Origin of the sequence: Labrys methylaminiphilus subsp. lupini, assembly GCF_051161885.1 — a bacterium.
In the GTDB taxonomy this organism is placed as follows: Bacteria; Pseudomonadota; Alphaproteobacteria; order Rhizobiales; family Labraceae; genus Labrys.
Genome location: NZ_JBMDIH010000001.1, coordinates 934,975 through 952,062, shown reverse-complemented (window position 1 = coordinate 952,062; position 17,088 = coordinate 934,975). Strand labels below are relative to the sequence as shown.

The following is a 17,088-nucleotide window of genomic DNA, read 5'->3' as shown; positions in this document are numbered from 1 at the left end:
CCGCTGACCTCTATTGGTCTCCAGACGTCACTTCACAGCGACGACGACCTTCCCCTTCGCACGACCCGTTTCGACATAGTCCAGTGCTTCGTTGGTCCTCTCGAACGGGAAAACCGAGTCAATTACCGGGCGTATGCCGCCCGCCTCGATCAGGGAAGTGATCTTACCAAGTTGCCCGCCGTTGGCTGTCATAAAGAGAAACGAATAGCTGATTTTTTGCCGTCTCGATTTTCTCCTAATACCGGAGCTCAGCAGGCGGATGACCTGTTGAAGCAGCCAGCCCGAGCCATTCTGTCTCGCGAAGTCCGGATCCGGCGGACCAGAAATCGAGATGAGCTTGCCGCCCGGCTTCAGCACAGCAAGGGATTTTTCCAGCGTATCCTTCCCGAGGCTGTTCAGCACGACGTCGTAACCCTGCAGCACTTTCTCGAAATCATCCTTCTTGTAGTCGACCACGACGTCCGCGCCGAGACTTTTCACAAGAGCGATATTGGCCGTACTCGTGGTCGTGGCCACATGAGCCCCCAGATGCTTGGCAAGCTGGATCGCGATCGTGCCCACCCCGCCCGAGCCGGCATGGATCAGAACTTTCTGTCCCTTCTGCAACTCGGCCCGCTCGACCAGCGCCTGCCAGGCCGTCAGGGCGACAAGCGGAATGGATGCAGCCTCGATCATACTCAGATTGTTCGGCTTGATCGCTACATCGGCCTCGTCCATGGCGATATACTCGGCAAAAGTCCCGATGCGATCCTGGGCCGGACGTGCGTAGACCTCGTCGCCAGGCTTGAAGCGCCGGACATTGGCCCCGACCCGCACCACCACGCCCGCTACATCGTTGCCCAGCACCAGGGGAAGGCGGTAGGGCAGGATCAACTTGAACTCCCCGTCCCTGATCTTGCTGTCGAGGAGGTTCACGCCGGCGGCTCGAATCTCCACCATGACGTCATTCGCAAGCAACGCTGGCTCGGGACTTTCGCTGAGCCGCAGAACACCGCCTTTCGTGTAGCGGTCAATCAGGAATGATCGCATTAGATTGACTTTCGTTTCTATGGAAAGCAGGCCGACCGAGCAATGCCGTCAGACCGGCAAACGAAACTGTTTGCGCAAACTCTTGTCGAATACATCTGAAGGGGCAAACCGGCGCAGTATGCCGATCTGCTGCGCCGCCTTGCCAGCGGTATAGCGGCGTCGCGGACGGGCGTCGGTCGCGGCCTTGACCACCACAGCGGCCACGACATCTGGCAGATCGGCTTTGGGCATCACGTCGCGAAGGAGCGCGTGGAGGCCAGCTCGAGCGCCATCATATTCATTCAAGATGGAATCCGGCTTAATCCCATTCTGGTCGAAGACAGTGCGGACGAACGCCGGCTCGATAACCGAGACGCGAATATTGAAGGCACGAACCTCGTGATCCAGTGATTCCGAATAGCCCTCGATTGCGTGTTTTGCCGCTGAATAGTGAGCCGCATACGGCGCAGGTATGAGGCCCAAGATCGAGCCGATGTTGATGATGCGTCCTTTGCCGTGCCGCCGCATCGACGGCAACACGGCATTGGTCATGCGGATGACGCCGAACAGATTGACGTCGAACAGGGCTTGCACCTGTGCAACCGAGGATTCCTCAGCGCCCCCTAGGAGGCCGAGACCAGCGTTATTGACCAGAAGATCGATCCGCCCCGCGCGGCTCAGGACCTCGTCGACGAGGCTCTGAACGGAGGCATCGCTGGTTACGTCGCAGATCAGCATCGTGATCCCGTCCGCAGTGTCGGGCATCGTCTTTCGGCTGGTACCGAAGACACGGTAGCCATCGCGACGCAGCGCCTGTGCCGTCACCAGCCCGATGCCGGAGGAGGCCCCCGTGACCAGGGCAATGCCGCGTTCTGTCTTGCTCATCAGGTTCGGCTTTCATTTTATCGTGGAAGATCGACGAGTGATCCATTACTATCAATTCGATAGTAAGTCACTACTAAAAAGATACTGACATGAAAAAACTGTCGGACCAGCCATGTCTGATCGCCCGCAGCCTGGCGCTTGTGGGTGACGCATGGAGCATGCTGATCCTGCGCGACGCTCATGCGGGGCTGACCCGCTTCGATGATTTTCGCAAGAGCCTCGGTATCGCGCCGACGATGCTGACGGGGCGGCTTTCAGCCCTGACCGACGACGGGCTGCTGGAGAAACGCCGCTATTCCGACCGCCCGCCACGGGACGAATATGTGTTGACGGAAGCCGGCCGCGACTTTCTGCCGGTGCTGTTTGCGATCGGTGCCTGGGGACGCAAACATCGCGGCGGGGGCAAGGTGACCCGGTTCTTCGACGCTGAGACCGGAACGGAGATCGATCCCGTCACCATCGACCGCCAGACCGGCGCTCCTGTCGGAACACGTCCTATTCGTATCGCCGCGCCCGAATAGTCTGCCCACGGCAGATAAAGCCGCGCCTGACAACTCCTGTCGAAAGCTCGCTTCCAGTTGGGGGGCCGGTGACGCTCCGTTTGTCGAGCGACGTCTCAGGGAGTTGCTGCCAAATGCGGATGTCGGACTCTTAGGTTCTGAGCCTAGAAAAGCATTGCGGCGCCGATAGGTTCAACGGCGCCGCTCGACTATTTTGCCTTCTGTATACGGTCGAATACTTCATTCCCCTTTCAGAGCGACAGCAGGCGAAGGCGCAACTTCGCGTTCGGCCTTGCCCACCGTCTGTGCCTGTCCGGATCCGAAGATCAGATAGCTGAGAATGGCCAGCACGATCACGCCGATGCCGCCATAGAGCATCACCAGCCCGAAGCCGTCGACTAGCGCGGCGTGGACGAGAGCGCCGGTCGGATCCGCCCCGGCGAGTTTGGGCACGGCCTGGGTCAGGCTGGCGAGATTGCCGGCGGCAACCTTCTCCGCCAGCGTCCGCAATTCCTCGGTTCCCAGCGCCGCCCCAAGGCTCGCCTGCAGCGAGGCCCGGATGCCCTCGACCAGGACGAGACCCATCACCGCGATATTGAGGGCCAGGGTGATCAGGCGGGCACTGATATCGATGCCGGAGGCCATGCCGGCCCTATCCGGCGATACCGAAGCGGTGGTGGTATTGGTGGTGGGCGTCGAGGTGATGCCGATGCCGAGGCCGGCGATCAGGAGGCCCGGCAGCAGGGTCAGCCAATTGGCACCCTCGACGCCGGCACCGATCTTCATGGCGATGAAACCGAGGCCGATCGTCAGCAGGCCGAGGGGAATGGCGATCCGCGCCTGATAGCGCCGACGCAAGGCCTCCCCGAGTGGCGGGCCGACCATGAAGGGCAATGTATAGGCCAAGAGCAGCAAACCGGCCTGGGTGGCATCATAGCCAAGACCGCTGGAGACATAGATCGGCAGATAGATGATGAAGGGCCAATAGCTGAAATTCATGCCGATGCAGCCCATGATCGCGCCCGAGAACTGCCGGATGCGAAACACCGAGAAGTCGAACATCGGATGCGGGCTGATCTTTTCGGCCACCAGAAAGGCAACGAAGGCGACGATGGCCACTGCCGCGGCGCCCCAGCGCATGGCCGGTGCCAGGTCGGCTCCCTGGGTGATCAGATAGGAGAAACCGAACACGGCCAGGGACAGCGTGACGATACCGGCCAAATCGATGCGCTTGGCCTGGGGATCGCGCGATTCCCTGACGCCGACACCGATGAGAAGCAGCGCCACGGCCGCAAGCGGCACATGGATGAGGAACACCCACTGCCAGTTGGAAAGCGAGACGATCAGGCCGCCGATCAGCGGCCCGAAACCGAGGCCGATACCCGAGACGATGCCCCAGGCCGTGAAGGCCCGGCCGCGCTCGGTGCCGTCCTGGAACTGGTGCGAGAGCACAGCCACGGTGCACAGCAACATCGCCCCGCCTGCCAGGCCCTGCAAGAAACGGGCAACGATTAGCACCAACGAATCCTGGGCAAGGCCGCAGATCAACGAGGCCATGGCGAAGGCGATGGTGGTGATCACCGTCACGCGCTTGCGGCCGAAACGATCGGCCAGGGTGCCAGTCGCCATCAAGACGGTGGTGCAGGCGATGGTATAGGCATTCATGATCCACTGCAGATCCTTGAAATCCGCCTTGAGCGCGGTTTCAAGGGTCGGCAAGATGACCGGCACGCTGGAAATCTCCAGCCCGAACAAGAGGGAAGCGAGACATACGCCCGCCAATGCGACAGCATTGCGCCCTGTCTGAAAAGTCATGATCGAACAACCCGGTCCGGGGCCGGCGGCGATGGCCGCGCACTCCTCCCCCGGCTCTTGAAAAAGACGGTTGTCCTCACATAGAAGATGGCTGATCATATAAAAAGACGATCATCATCTATTTCAGAAATGACAAAATGGAATTGATACGATGACGACGCTGGATGTCGACGCCGTCAAGGCCTTCGTGATGGTGGCAGACCTGCAGAGTTTCACCAGGGCCGCCGAGGCGCTGGCCAGCACGCAGGCCACCATCAGCGTCAAGCTGAGGCGGCTGGAAGAAAAGCTCGGCGCAAGGCTGATCGAGCGCACGCCGCGGCGGGTGCGCCTGTCACCGCGCGGCGCCGCCTTCCTGCCCGCCGCCCGCGACTTCATCGCAGCCCATGAGCGGGCGATCGCCGAATTCGCTTCGGCGCCCTGCCGGCTGTCACTCGGCTTCGTCGATCATGTCGCCGGCCCCGAACTGCCCGCCCTGTTGGCGCAGCTCAACGCCCACGACCCGACGCTCACCTTGAAGGTGAAGATCGACACCACCACCATGCTGATGGCCGCTCTCGACGAAGGCGGGCTCGACGCCGTCATCGTCCATAACGAGGACGATCGACGGCCGGGCACGCCACTTTCGGCGACCCACTACGGCTGGTACGCCTCACCCAGCTTCGAATGGCGGCGCGAAGATCCCTTGCCGCTCGCCATGTTGAGCATGTGCGAAACCTGCCCCGATCGCCTGCGCTCCACGGAAGCTCTCGAGCAAGCGGGCCTGGCCTGGAGCGAGACCTTCGTCGGCGGCGGTGGCTCGGCCCTTAACCTTGCCGTTTCCGCCGGCGTCGCGGTCGCGGCCCTCGCCCACCGCGTCGCCCCGCCCGGCGTGATCGAAGTCAGCGCCAAGCTCGGCCTGCCCCCCTTGCCGCCATCGCAGATTATCTTGCATTGCAACGCCCTGTCGCCGCGGGCGCGGGATGCCCTGCGCATCCTCACCACGGCCTTCCGGGAACACCGAACGAGCTGAGGCACGGAGCAAGCATCATTCTTCCTCGTGCGGGCTGGAGAGCGGCAGCCCTTCGAAACGCTTCAGCGTGTCCAGGACGATCGAGGTCTTCACGTGCTGCACGGAATCATGGGGCAGCAGCACCTCGTTGACGAAGCGCGACAGGCCGGCAAGCCCGCGTGTCGCCACTTTGAGGTGGTAGTCCATCTCACCGGTGAGGGCATAGGCCTCCAGCACCTCGGGCAGGTCATTGACCAGCTGGGCGAATTTGCGGGCATTGTCGCGGTTGTGGGTGGCGAGCGTCACTGAAATCACCACCAGGAGGTCGAGCCCGATCTTGTGCGGATCGAGGCTGGCCTGATAGCCGCAGATCACCCCTGTCGCCTCCAGGCGAGAGCGCCGGCGCGAGCATTGCGAGGCTGATAGCGCGATCTTCTCGGACAGTTCGATATTGGTCAGGCGACCGTCGCGCTGCAGCTCCCACAGGATTCGGAGATCATAAGCGTCGAGATCGATCATTGCATCAATCCGTGATTTCATGCGCGTTTCGTGCATAGTTTTTGCCGATCACGCGAAAGATGCAAGCACATTGCATGCGCTCAGTGGCACAATTCCTCACAAAGCGGAGGGCGCATCATCGCCCTCCTAGAGCAAAGCGCATTCATGGCTGAACGCCTCTTTGCTCTAGCTATTTGTTACGACACGTCTTTGCGATCCTTGCCGGCTCCGTCAAATCGCAAAACGCTATGGCAGGAGGAAAATATGGGCCCTTTCCCGCATGACGCGCCGCCGGCGGCCATTACCACCGACAATCCCGCCGGAACGGATGGGTTCGAATTCGTCGAATTCGCTCATCCCGACCCCGCCAAGCTCCAGGCGCTGTTCACCAGCATGGGCTATGTGCCTGTCGCCACCCATAAGACCAAGGACATCACGGTCTGGCGTCAGGGCGACATCAACTACATCGTCAATGCCGAGCCTGGCAGCCACGCCTTGCGCTTCGTCGAAACCCATGGCCCCTGCGCGCCCTCCATGGCCTGGCGCGTGGTCGATGCCAAGCACGCCTTCGAGCATGCGGTGGCCCGGGGCGCCACGCCCTATGAAGGCAACGACAAGACGCTCGACGTGCCGGCCATCGTCGGCATTGGCGGTTCCCTGCTCTATTTCATCGACGCCTATGGCGAAAAAGGCTCGGCCTACGCCCGGGAATTCGACTGGCTGGGCGAGCACGATCCAAAGCCGGCCAGTGTCGGCTTCTATTATCTCGACCACCTCACCCACAATGTCTATCGCGGCAACATGGACAAATGGTGGGCCTTCTACCGTGAACTGTTCGGCTTCAAGCAGATCCACTTCTTCAACATCGACGGCCGCATCACCGGCCTCGTCAGCCGCGCCATCACCTCGCCCTGTGGCAAGATCCGCATCCCGCTCAACGAGTCCAAGGATGACACCAGCCAGATCGAGGAATTCCTCAAGAAATATCATGGCGAAGGCATCCAGCACATCGCCGTCGGCACCGAGGGAATCTACAACTCGGTCGACAAACTGGCCGCCAACAACCTGAAATTCATGCCGGGCCCGCCCAACACCTATTACGAGCGCTCCCATGCCAGGGTGAACGGCCATGACGAGCCGATAGAGCGCATGAAGAAGCACGGCATCCTGATCGACGGAGAAGGCGTGCGCGACGGTGGCATGACCAAGATCCTCTTGCAGATCTTCTCCAAGACCGTGATCGGCCCGATCTTCTTCGAATTCATCCAGCGCAAGGGCGACGAAGGCTTCGGCGAGGGCAATTTCCGTGCCTTGTTCGAGTCGATCGAGGAGGACCAGATCCGACGCGGCGCGCTGGCTGCCGAATAGGCCCTTCCGGCAGCGCCGGGAAACCGACGCCGTTGCGGCGTCGGCACTCTTGTCTCAGCTTTCAGCCCGCAGCAGCAGCGAGATCGACATCGGCACCGGATTCGAAGCGATCCCCGACCGAAAGACCGTGCGACTTTGCAAAGGCGGCGGCCGATTGCTTCTGCCCGGCATCGTTGCGGACGGTGGCAATCTCGATCATGCCTCCTTGCGCCGCAATCGCAATGCCCTGCTCACCGATGGCAGTGATCTCCCCGGCCTTTCCGGCAACATCGCCAAAACGGCGTACCCGCCGCATCACGCTGCCGAACAGGCGGACCTTCCGGCCCTGCACCGTCGTCCAGGCACCGGGAGCAGGATCGCAGCCTCGGATGAGATTGTGAATGGCCTCGGCATGGGCATTCCAATTGACCCTGGCCTCGGCATCCCGGCACCAGCCCTCATAGGAGGCGAGGTTCTCGTCCTGGGTGTGTTCCGCATGGCGACCAGCCACGACCACGTCCGCCGCCTCCAGCATGGCCTCGACGCCGAAGGGAAAGAGATGGTCGAAATAGATGCTGCCGAGCGTGTCATTCGGGCCGATCGCCACGGTCTTCTGCAGGATCACCGGTCCCTCGTCGAGTCCGTCCGTCGGGCGGAAGATGGTGAGGCCCGTCTGTCTGTCCCCCTTGATGATCGGCCAGTTGATCGAACTCGGACCCCGATACAGCGGCAGCAGGGACGGATGGTACTGGATCGTGCCGTGCCTTGGGATGTTGACGAAGGATTGCGGCGCGAATTGCAGCACATAGGCCATGACGGCGAGATCGACATCGAGCGCGCGCAAGGCGCCTTCGGCTGCCGGGCTCTTGAGATTGGGCAGTTGGAACAGCTTGAGCCCCCGCTCCTCGGCGGCGAGGCGGAGCGGGTCGGGCCGTGCACCCGGCTTTTCGGGAGCACAGAAGACGGCCGCCACCTCGTCGCCGCGGGCCAGAAAGGCTTCCAGCACGCTCTTGCCGAACGCTTGCTGGCCAATGATTGCGATACGCATGATTTCTCCATGAATTCAGGCAAAGAAGCTCCGTCTCCGCTCGCGCGGGGTTGGAAAACGCTCCATGTCTCGGGGATCCGGCATTCAGGCCGGCGCCAGGCAAACTTGCGTGGCTCCGCCGACGCTTCGTCTGCTTAGGTTCTTGTCTTGACGCAGATTCTTGCCGGAAAACCGCAACACGGTTTTCCGGCTCCTGCTTTGGTCAGGCGCCGGTGTTGATCCACACCACCTTGGGCTCGGTGAAATTGTCGATGGCGGCATCGCCATGCTCGCGGCCAAAGCCTGAATCGCGCGCGCCGCCCCAGGGCAGGCGGACGTCGGTGGGACCATAGGTATTGACCCAGACCGTGCCGGCCTTCAGCCGCCGGGTAAAGCGGTGCGCCCGACCGATATCCCCGGTCCAGACACCGGCAGCCAGGCTGTAGACCGTGCCATTGGCCAGGCGGATGGCATCTTCCTCGTCCTTGAATGGGATGACGGCCGCGACAGGCCCGAAGATTTCCTCCTGGGAGATACGCATCTCATGCTGGACGCCGGCAAAGACGGTCGGCTCGACGAAATAGCCGGTCTTGCCATGCCTGGCACCGCCCGTGACAATGGAAGCCCCTTCCTTGCGGCCGATGTCGATATAATCAAGCACCCGCTTCATCTGCACTTCCGAGACCAATGGCCCCATCGTGGTCGATGCCTCCAGGGGATCCCCGAGGCGGATAGAGCGGGCGCGCGCCGCCAGCCGCTCGACCATTTCGTCATAGACGCTCTCATGCACGAGAATGCGCGAGCCGGCCGAACAGACCTGCCCCGTATTGAAGAAGATTCCGGCTCCCGCGGCCTTGGCAGCGGCGTCGAGGTCGGCGTCCGGGAAGATGACGTTGGCCGACTTGCCGCCCAGTTCGAGCGTCACGCGCTTGAGATTGCCGATCGCCCCCTGCAGGATCTGGCGTCCGACCACAGGTGAGCCGGTGAAGGTGATCTTGTCGACATCCATGTGATCGACGAGCGCCTGGCCGGCAATCTTGCCAAACCCCGGCACGACGTTGAGAACGCCGGCGGGAAAGCCTGCCTCCAGCGCGAGTTCGCCGATCTTCAGGGCCGTGAGGGGCGTCAGTTCGGCGGGCTTGAGCACCACGGTGCAACCGCAGGCCAGCGCGGGCGCGATCTTCCACATGCCGATCATCAGCGGGAAGTTCCAGGGAATGATGGCGCCGACAACCCCCAGCGGCTCACGCATCGTATAGGTCAAAGCGTCAGTGCGGGCCGGTATGACCTGGCCATTAATCTTGTCGGCCATGCCGGCATAATAGGTGAGCGTGTCGAGAACGGCGGGCAGGTCCTGGCGGCGAATGGCGGAAACTGTCTTGCCGGAATCGAGGCTCTCCAACCGTGCCAATTCATCCGCATCGCGGCGGATGAGATCTGCCAGTTTCAGGAGCAACGCTCCTCTCTCGCTGGCCTTCATCCGCGACCAACTGCCCTCGAAGGCCGCACGAGCCGAACGGACGGCGGCATCGACATCACCGGCATCTGCCTCCGCCACCCGGGCCACGACTTCGCCGGTCGCGGGATTGAGTGTCTCGAAACTGCGACCGGATGCGGCCGCGACCCGGCGGCCGTCGATCAAGAGATCATGTATGTCGCCATAAACCCGTTTAAGCACGCTAGAGCTCCCATATATGTACTATAGTTCATATTTTATCTTGTTGTCGGCGACGAAGGCCGTCGGCCGCAGGACAGAAATGATGCTAGTTACCTAATAAAATCATGGGAATATGAAATCTTCTGCTTATAAACACCGCTAGAGTTATGAACGAACGATCCTATGTTGTGACGGATATAATATGAACTCAATTTCATATGCTGGCGCACTCGCCGCAAAGCTTCGAGTCGGAGGGAGAGCATGATCCGGATCGAGATCGAGCCCGTTTGGCGTTTTCGCCGGCAGGAAGATGCGCAATCGCTCCAGATCATGTTGGACTTCCTCGCCGAGATCCGCGCCACCGGAAAGATCACCGCCGCCGCGGACAAGGCGCGTGTTTCCTATCGCCACGCCTGGAACCTGATCGAGAAATGGTCCGAATTCTTCAGCACGCCCATCGTCGTCCGCAAGCAAGGCAGCGGCACCAGCCTCACCCCCTTCGGGGAGAAACTGGTCTGGGCGGGACAGCGGCTGGAAGCGCGGCTGGGACCGCTGCTGCAAAATCTCTCGCAGGAACTGGAAACCGAAATCAACCAGATGCTGCCGCACGGGCCGCTGGTGCTGCGCATCCATGCCAGCCACGGCTTCGCTGTGCCCAAGCTGCGCGAGCTTCTCAGCCGAGAGCCGGATATCGACATCGATTTTCGCTATGTCAGCAACCAGAGCTCACTGGTCTCGCTGGTCCATGACGGCTGCGACCTCGCCGGCATGCATCTGCCGCAGGGTGAGTTGCGCAAGCGCGCGATCGCTGCCAGCAAGGGCTGGCTCAACCCGAATCTGCACCGCGTGATCTCCTTCGTAACGCGCGAGGTCGGCCTTATCGTGCAGCGTGGCAATCCGCGCGGGATAGACGGGCTGGAAAAGCTGCTCGAACCATCGATCCGTTTCGTCAATCGGGATCCGGATTCAGGCACGAGGCTCGTCTTCGAACAGCTTCTGGCCCAGCACGCCATCGATGGCAGTCGGATCAACGGCTATGAACATTCCGAATTCACCCATGCCGCCGTCGCCGCCTATGTCGCCAGCGGTCTCGCCGACGTGGCCTTCGGGGTCGAGGCGGCCGCCCGGCAGTTCGGCCTCGACTTCGTGCGCCTCCTCACCGAAGACTATGTCTTCGTGTGCCACAAGCAGATCCTCGACCAGCCCGCCATGCAGCGCGTGCTGGCGGTCATGCGCGGCCAGGAATTTCACACCGCCATCTCGCAATTGCCGGGCTATCGCGTGAAGGAAGCCGGCGCGATCAAGACCATCCGGGATGTCTTCCGCCGGTCGGAGTAGTCCTGCTCTGCCGCTCGCCGAACCGGCTTCGTGCCATCCTGCACAGTGTCTTCGTCGAGGCGCCCCTAGAAGGGCGTCAGCGAAACCGGGAAGACAGGAGGAGCGCCATGACACGCAACGACATCGCGGAGACCCTTTTCGCCAGCTTCCTGCTGGGGCTGGCCGTCCTGCTGCTGCTCTCTTCCGGCGTCCTCGCGGCCGAGCCCTTCACCAGCGCCTATACCAGCTTCGATACCGCCAAATGCCCCCACCAGCCGGGAAGCGACGAGGAGGACTACGGCACCTGGCGCTGCCCGGGCTATAGAGGCCTGCCGGTGCGGCTTGCCGCCGGCGACCAGCGCATGTTCGTGAGCTTCGGCAAGGCCGGCGCCAACAACATCGCGGCCAACGAAACCTTCACCGGTTTCAACAGTGCCTATCGGGGTACGGTGGAATGGCGTCTCGCTGCCGGTGAGCAACAACCGTTCGCCACCATCCTGCAATGGCAGGTGATGACGGAAGCCGACCACAAATCCGATGCCAAGGGTCCCTCGCCCGCCTCCGGCCGCGTGCTCGTCGTCACCCGGCTCGGCAAGGACGGCACCTGCCACCTCGGCTATGTCGATGCCCGGGCCAATGCCGGCGCCAATGCCCTGGCGCGTAAGATCGCTGACGAGCACGCCCGCTCGTTCCATTGTGGCAAGGACAAGCCGATCGTGCTCGGCGCCGTCTCACCCGGCCTGATCCTGCCCGGCAAGGCTCACTGACCACCCAACGCGCGGTCTTTCCAATATCCTTGGATATCTTCCCGGCTGGCGCTTCACCCTGCCGGCCATCCATGCAAAGCTGCGTTCCATCGATCGAGGCCCACGAAGATCGGGCGCTTAACGGGAACGTCAAAGGGAGACGCCGCGTGGGCCGTTCCGTCCGAGCCGATACTGGACTGCCGCGAGAGCGGACGGCATGAGCTACGAATTCGAGTTCGCTGACGTCTTCGCCTATTGGCCGGAGCTTGCCGCCGGCGCCCTGCACACTCTCGTCCTCTCCGGGCTGGCGATGGCGATCGGCATGGTGGTGGCGGTGGTCGGCGCGCTCGCCAAGACCTCCGGCCCAACCTGGCTGCGTTACGTCGTCGACGCCTATATCGAGCTGATCCGCAACACCCCCTTCCTCATCCAGGTCTTCGTGATCTTCTTCGGGCTGCCTTCGCTCGGCCTGCGCTTTTCCTCGAACAGCGCGGCGCTGCTGGCGCTGGTGGTGAATGTCGGCGCCTATGGCATCGAGATCATCCGCGCCGGCATCGAGAGCATCTCCAAGGGCCAGATCGAGGCCGGCAAATCGCTCGGCCTCAAGCCGCTGCAGATCTTCCGCCTCGTCATCCTCAAACCGGCGATTCAGGCGATCTATCCCTCGCTGACCAGCCAGTTCATCCTGCTCATGCTCAACTCCAGCGTCTGTTCGGCCATCGCCGCCAGCGAACTGACGGCAGCGGCGGGTGACATCCAGTCGCGTACCTTCCGCAGTTTCGAGGTCTATTTCGTGGCGACCAGCGTCTATCTGGCCCTGTCGATCGTGTTCTGGTGCCTGTTCGCTGGCATCGAGCGCGCCTTCCTGCGCCAACCGAGCCGGCGGTAGGAGGCAGCATGCGCACCCTCAGCGAAGCCGACATTCTCTACATCCTGCTGGCCGTGCGCTGGACGCTGCTGCTTTCGGTGGTCGCCTTCATCGGTGGCGGCCTCGGCGGCCTCCTCGTCGCCTTGGCGCGCACGGCCGAAATCCGGCCCCTGCGCTGGCTGGCCATGGGCTATATCAAGCTGTTCCAGGGCACCCCGCTGTTGATGCAGCTTTTTCTGGCCTTTTTCGTGCCTGGCATCTTCGGCATCGACGTCAATCCCTGGACGGCGGCGGCGATCGGCCTTTCCCTCAACGCCAGTGCGTTCCTCGGCGAGATCTGGCGCGGCGCCATCGAGGTGGTGCCACCCGGCCAGAGCGAGGCCGCCCGGGCACTCGCCCTCACCTATGTGCCGCGCATGTTCAAGGTGGTCATTCCCCAGGCCATACGCATCGCCATCCCACCGACCATCGGCTTCCTGGTACAGTTGATCAAGGGCACTTCGCTCGCCTCGATCATTGGCTTCGTCGAGATCACCCGCGCCGCCCAGATCATCAACAACGCCGCCTTCAGGCCCTTCACCATCTTCGGCCTGGTGGCGCTCGCCTATTTCCTGGTGTGCTGGCCCCTGTCGCTCTGGAGCCGCGCCATGGAGCGGCGGCTGACGGTGGCAAGACGCTGAAATTTTCAATCAACGGGAGGACACGATCATGGCTTTGACATATCCGATTTCGCGCCGAAGGCTGGGGCTGTGCCTCGCCGCCAGCATGGCTGCCTTGGCCCTGCCCCTCGCCGCCGAGCCGGCAGCCGCCGCGACACCCGATGAAATCAAGGCGCGCGGCAAGCTGATCGTTGGCGTCCTTACCGACTATCCACCCTTCGGCGGCACCGATTCCGAACAGAAACCGGCCGGTTATGATGCCGACGTCGCCGCCCTGATGGCCAAGAAGCTGGGCGTCTCGCTGGAGCTGGTGCCGGTGACCGGGCCCAACCGCATCCCCTATCTGCTCACCAACAAGGTCGACCTTTTGATCGCCACTTTCGGCATCACGCCCGAGCGTATGAAGCAGGTGTTGTTCTCCAATCCCTACAGCACGCTGACCACCTATATCATGGGGCCGAAAGACCTGAAGGTGACCAAACCCGAAGAGCTCGTCGGCGTCACCGTGGGCGTGGCCCGCGCCTCGACGCAGGACATCACCGTCTCGCAGATCGCCCCCTCCGGCACCCAGATCATGCGTTTCGACGACGACGCCACCACCACTCAGGCTCTGATATCGGGCCAGGTGCAGTCGATCGGCGCCTCCAATACCGTGCTCGCCCAGCTCACCAAGGACTATGCCAGCCTCGGCATCGAGGCCAAGTTCAAGATGAAGGAGCAGGCCAACGGCATGGCCTTCCGCAAGGCCGACACCGCCCTGCAGGAATGGTGTAACGGTTTCATTGCCGAGATCGTGGCTGACGGACAGCTCAGCCAGATCAACCAGAAATGGTTCGGCTCTGCGCTGGCCCCCTTGCCGCCGATGCCGAAGTTCTGACATGAGCGCCTAACCAGAGTTTCCCGGCCAGGCCGACGGATAGGCCGCGCCGGGAAATTCCGCCAATGTTTGGTGTCTTGCAGCCTCCTCTCGATTGTCTCCGTGGCGCAATGAAGAAGAGCCGGCAGCCTTCGAAGAAGCCGTTGAGGAAGTCGGCAGAGTTGGTGTAGGCAACGGGAGCTCCGGCGGTCCCACTCTCGATCGCCGCATAGGGGCTGACTTGGCCGAGAGAGACGATGGCGAAGAAACGAAAGTCTGCCGTGGCAATTTCCCCCAAAGCGACGACCCTGACCTACGCTCCCGATGATATCGTCATTCGCTCCGCCCTGCATCGGCGGGTACTACAAATCGGCCTGCCGCGCTTTGCCTTGCGCAAAGCCGCCAAATGGTCGCGCCACCGCTATGGCCCGCGGGACGATTTCATGCGGGCACTGGTCAAGCAGCGTTTCGGCATCTCCGTCGGCAAATACAGTTACGGATACCGCCCCCTCTGCACCAAGCAATCCATGATTGCCGAGATCGGCGCTTTTTGCTCGATTGCGACCGAGATCAAGGTCTCCGGCGGCAACCACCCTCTCGACCTTGTCTCGACCAGCCCCGCCACCTACCTCAAAGGCTGGGGAATCGTCGACGAGACGATCGATCGCCCTTATCCCAAGAACGAACCGATCGTGATCGGACACGATGTCTGGATCGGCATGGGTGCAACCCTGATGACCGGCATCACCATCGGGCACGGCGCCGTGATCGCCGGCGGCGCGGTGGTGGCCAGGGACGTGCCTCCCTATGCCATCATGGGTGGCGTGCCCGCCAAACTGATCCGCTACCGCTTCGATGACGCTACCATCGAAAAATTGCTGGCCAGTGCTTGGTGGACCTTGCCGGATGCGGCCATCCGAGCCAGGGCATCGCTATTGCGGGACCCAGCCGCGTTCCTCGCCCAGCTTTGAGTACCCGAGGCATCTGGACGATGAAATACGAGCGCCTCAACCAATGGCGGGGTATCGTCGCCCTGCTAGGTCATTGGTTGAGGCGCGTGCTGGACATCGTCCTCAGTTTGGGAGGGACACGATATCTTACCGGACATGGGGCCGCGCGATATATGGACCATGAGGCGTTCGAATCGAATGGCGTGAGCGTCGAGTATATGGACTACAGCCTAACACCATGGCCACAGGGCGATGTCGCCTTTACCCCTCATGTCTCCGTCCTCAACCTGATCGGCCATGTCGACCGCGATGCCCATCAATATCTGCAACCCCGAACCACGCATTGGCGCGAATTTCTGGCAAAGCAGGAGCCATGACGCGTTGACCGGCAGACTCCCCCTATCGACTACTGGCGGTGGTTCATGGGAGTAACGAAAAGGCTGCTAACTCTTCATGGATTTTCGTATTCCCGGGTTCTTGGGAAACGCAGTCAAGCAAACAGGAATACGATATTGAAGCGAGTAAGCTTGAGATCTCCGGAAAATAGCGATTTTGAGTTTCTTGCCTCGCTTCGGAAAGATTCCGTGCTGCAGGCCCTGCTTCTCAATGTGGTGGCATCGACGGATGATGATGCAGTCGCGGGATGGTTAGACCGCCGGAAAAGCGACCCCGATGGCAGTTTCATGGTCATTGCCGACGATACGACGGACGAACCAATAGGCTTTGCCCAGATTACCAACATTCACCATCGCAACCGGTATGGCTTTGTTGGGATCGCTCTTGCGCAGAGCGCCCGAGGCCAAGGTCTGGGGCGCCTTGCAATGGCGAATCTCGTTGCCGTGGCAAAGGAAAAATACCAACTGGAGAAAATACTCCTGGAAGTCAGAGCAGATAATCTCGCTGCGCCCTCGCTTTACCAGTCGATGAATTTTCGAATTGTAGGTACACTATTGAATCATTTTCATACGAATGATAAATCTTATGATGTAATATTGATGGAGAAACAATTATAGAATTATATTGGAATTCAAATTTTCTTTATTTTCGAGTTTTGCTCTTGAACAAGGCTAAAACCTGTCTGATGGCGACACGGGTAATCTTCCCAACTCGGGCAACCCTTTTACCGACATAGAAAAAAGTAATTCCCTTCAGGGCAAGCTTCCTTGCTCCGCTAAATCCGGCTTCATCGATATTATGGAGGCAAGCTTTCCAATAGGCTCGCCGCAGCCGGATCAGATGCATAGCCGGCACGATCCTCATCGAGCGATTGGCCTCCTTCCAGATGACTCGCTGAGAAAACTGAGCCTCCGGCGCCATCGCAACGGCTCTGCGTATGAAAACTGGATACATCACCAGATGATCGGACCCCCAGGGGTCCGGGTACGCCCGATTCACATAGTCCAATATTCCACGCAAGGCATCCGTTCGCCACATTCCGTAAAACCAGCTTGCGTGAGAGTCATAAAGAAGATCCGCGATCTGTCGGAGTTGCGTTCCCTGCGGCTCTCGAGGACGCGCAATGGTAACAGGCCGGTCGTTTCGATAGGTCTTGACGGTAGGAACCGCCAGTAGGGCATCCGGCGTTCTATCAAAAGCGGCTACCAACCGCTCGACATAATCGGCGGACGACAAATCATCATGCGCTCGCCACAGGAAGAACGGCGTCTCCGCAGCGTCCACCAGACCACGAAAATTCTTCACAGGCCCGACATTCTCAGGCCGCCGCAAATATGTAATTCGATTATCGATTGCCGCATATCGCTCAATGATGGCTTGAGTGCCGTCTGTTGAAGCGTTATCCGAAATAACGACATGAATATTCTTGTATGTCTGGCTCAATAAACAGTCCAGACATTCCGCAATCATGTCTTCTGCATTGTAGACAGGAATCCCTATAGTTACGCAGGGCTCTGACACGCTCGCGGGCTCCTATCAGCAACAATCAAGGGATGTCCTATTCCTTTGCA

At 61.0% G+C, this 17,088-nt stretch carries 18 protein-coding genes; 11 read left to right on the top strand and 7 right to left on the bottom strand.

Annotated features, from left to right (window positions below):
• Positions 1-27 precede the first annotated feature (27 nt).
• Both ACN6KF_RS04410 and ACN6KF_RS04405 read right to left on the bottom strand, forming a co-directional pair.
• Positions 28-1,029: an NADP-dependent oxidoreductase gene (locus ACN6KF_RS04410; protein ID WP_434955665.1), complete on the bottom strand. Its 1,002-nt coding sequence runs from the start codon at positions 1,027-1,029 to the stop codon at positions 28-30.
• 48 nt (positions 1,030-1,077) lie between these two features.
• Positions 1,078-1,893, bottom strand: coding sequence for an oxidoreductase (locus ACN6KF_RS04405; protein WP_434955664.1), 816 nt, complete (start codon positions 1,891-1,893; stop codon positions 1,078-1,080).
• A gap of 89 nt (positions 1,894-1,982) precedes the next feature.
• On the opposite strand from ACN6KF_RS04405, the gene ACN6KF_RS04400 reads away from it, so the two are divergent.
• Positions 1,983-2,414: a winged helix-turn-helix transcriptional regulator gene (locus tag ACN6KF_RS04400; protein ID WP_434955663.1), complete on the top strand. Its 432-nt coding sequence runs from the start codon at positions 1,983-1,985 to the stop codon at positions 2,412-2,414.
• Positions 2,415-2,633: 219 nt separating this feature from the next.
• On the opposite strand, the gene ACN6KF_RS04395 is transcribed toward ACN6KF_RS04400, so the two are convergent.
• Complete coding sequence (locus ACN6KF_RS04395) at positions 2,634-4,208, bottom strand: MFS transporter (protein WP_434955662.1); 1,575 nt, start codon at positions 4,206-4,208, stop codon at positions 2,634-2,636.
• Positions 4,209-4,359: 151 nt separating this feature from the next.
• Here ACN6KF_RS04395 and ACN6KF_RS04390 point away from each other — a divergent pair, with 151 nt between their 5' ends.
• Complete coding sequence (locus tag ACN6KF_RS04390; RefSeq protein WP_434955661.1) at positions 4,360-5,217, top strand: LysR family transcriptional regulator; 858 nt, start codon at positions 4,360-4,362, stop codon at positions 5,215-5,217.
• Between the two features lie 15 nt (positions 5,218-5,232).
• Here ACN6KF_RS04390 and ACN6KF_RS04385 read toward each other — a convergent pair whose 3' ends face one another.
• Complete coding sequence (locus tag ACN6KF_RS04385) at positions 5,233-5,715, bottom strand: Lrp/AsnC family transcriptional regulator (protein WP_434959612.1); 483 nt, start codon at positions 5,713-5,715, stop codon at positions 5,233-5,235.
• 243 nt (positions 5,716-5,958) lie between these two features.
• Between ACN6KF_RS04385 and hppD the strand changes: the two genes are divergently transcribed.
• Positions 5,959-7,062 (top strand): 4-hydroxyphenylpyruvate dioxygenase, encoded by a 1,104-nt coding sequence (gene hppD, locus ACN6KF_RS04380; protein ID WP_434955660.1) that lies wholly within the window; start codon positions 5,959-5,961, stop codon positions 7,060-7,062.
• A 61-nt stretch (positions 7,063-7,123) separates the two neighbouring features.
• Here hppD and ACN6KF_RS04375 read toward each other — a convergent pair whose 3' ends face one another.
• Positions 7,124-8,089: a methionyl-tRNA formyltransferase gene (locus ACN6KF_RS04375; protein ID WP_434955659.1), complete on the bottom strand. Its 966-nt coding sequence runs from the start codon at positions 8,087-8,089 to the stop codon at positions 7,124-7,126.
• Between the two features lie 202 nt (positions 8,090-8,291).
• Complete coding sequence (locus ACN6KF_RS04370) at positions 8,292-9,746, bottom strand: aldehyde dehydrogenase family protein (RefSeq protein ID WP_434955658.1); 1,455 nt, start codon at positions 9,744-9,746, stop codon at positions 8,292-8,294.
• Positions 9,747-9,986: 240 nt separating this feature from the next.
• Here ACN6KF_RS04370 and ACN6KF_RS04365 point away from each other — a divergent pair, with 240 nt between their 5' ends.
• The 8 genes from ACN6KF_RS04365 to ACN6KF_RS04330 all read left to right on the top strand — a co-directional run bounded on the left by ACN6KF_RS04365 (position 9,987) and on the right by ACN6KF_RS04330 (position 16,134).
• On the top strand, positions 9,987-11,063 hold the full coding sequence (locus tag ACN6KF_RS04365) for a substrate-binding domain-containing protein (RefSeq protein WP_434955657.1): 1,077 nt from the start codon (positions 9,987-9,989) through the stop codon (positions 11,061-11,063).
• 107 nt (positions 11,064-11,170) lie between these two features.
• The gene (locus ACN6KF_RS04360; protein ID WP_434955656.1) at positions 11,171-11,809 is read left to right on the top strand and encodes a hypothetical protein; all 639 of its coding nucleotides are present in this window, start codon (positions 11,171-11,173) and stop codon (positions 11,807-11,809) included.
• Positions 11,810-12,005: 196 nt separating this feature from the next.
• Positions 12,006-12,677, top strand: coding sequence for an amino acid ABC transporter permease (locus tag ACN6KF_RS04355; RefSeq protein ID WP_434955655.1), 672 nt, complete (start codon positions 12,006-12,008; stop codon positions 12,675-12,677).
• A gap of 8 nt (positions 12,678-12,685) precedes the next feature.
• A complete protein-coding gene (locus ACN6KF_RS04350; protein WP_434955654.1) occupies positions 12,686-13,336 on the top strand; it encodes an amino acid ABC transporter permease in 651 nt (216 codons plus the stop codon).
• A gap of 28 nt (positions 13,337-13,364) precedes the next feature.
• On the top strand, positions 13,365-14,192 hold the full coding sequence (locus tag ACN6KF_RS04345) for a transporter substrate-binding domain-containing protein (RefSeq protein WP_434955653.1): 828 nt from the start codon (positions 13,365-13,367) through the stop codon (positions 14,190-14,192).
• Between the two features lie 236 nt (positions 14,193-14,428).
• Complete coding sequence (locus tag ACN6KF_RS04340; RefSeq protein ID WP_434955652.1) at positions 14,429-15,142, top strand: CatB-related O-acetyltransferase; 714 nt, start codon at positions 14,429-14,431, stop codon at positions 15,140-15,142.
• A gap of 20 nt (positions 15,143-15,162) precedes the next feature.
• A complete protein-coding gene (locus tag ACN6KF_RS04335; RefSeq protein ID WP_434955651.1) occupies positions 15,163-15,498 on the top strand; it encodes a WbqC family protein in 336 nt (111 codons plus the stop codon).
• Positions 15,499-15,543: 45 nt separating this feature from the next.
• Positions 15,544-16,134 (top strand): GNAT family N-acetyltransferase, encoded by a 591-nt coding sequence (locus ACN6KF_RS04330; RefSeq protein WP_434955650.1) that lies wholly within the window; start codon positions 15,544-15,546, stop codon positions 16,132-16,134.
• A 25-nt stretch (positions 16,135-16,159) separates the two neighbouring features.
• Here ACN6KF_RS04330 and ACN6KF_RS04325 read toward each other — a convergent pair whose 3' ends face one another.
• Positions 16,160-17,038, bottom strand: coding sequence for a glycosyltransferase family 2 protein (locus ACN6KF_RS04325; RefSeq protein WP_434955649.1), 879 nt, complete (start codon positions 17,036-17,038; stop codon positions 16,160-16,162).
• Positions 17,039-17,088: the final 50 nt, after the last annotated feature.